Source organism: Pseudomonas sp. 2822-17, from assembly GCF_002742485.1.
GTDB classification, from domain to species: Bacteria; Pseudomonadota; Gammaproteobacteria; order Pseudomonadales; family Pseudomonadaceae; genus Aquipseudomonas; species Aquipseudomonas cyclaminis.
Map to the genome: position 1 here is coordinate 1 of NZ_LJRZ01000598.1, position 357 is coordinate 357.

Genomic DNA, 357 nt, shown 5'->3' on the forward strand with positions numbered 1-357 from the left:
CCGTCATCAATAATGAGGTCAGGTTTCACTTCTAATGTTTTAATCATATGTTCTTTAAATTCATCTGGGTGTGGATTGTACTTCGAAAAAACTGTTACACCACTTTCAGCTAAGGCAGCACAAACATCATCCTGAGTAGATAGAGGATTACTACCTGTGATATAAACATCAGCACCTCCTGCTTGTACTACTTTTGCAAGGTACGCTGTTTTTGCTTCTAAATGGAGTGAAATAGCTACTTTTAAACCTTGAAATGGTTTTGTTCTTTCAAATTCTTCTCGGATTTTATTTAAGACTGGCATATGCTCTTTTACCCAGTCAATTTTTAAGTGCCCATCTGGTGCAAGAGCCATATCT

The 357-nt window shown here is 37.0% G+C and carries 1 protein-coding gene; it reads right to left on the reverse strand.

Annotated features, from left to right (window positions below; translation table 11 throughout):
• On the reverse strand, positions 1-357 hold a 357-nt coding region (locus AOA60_RS23535), incomplete at both ends, for an adenosylhomocysteinase (RefSeq protein WP_218240763.1).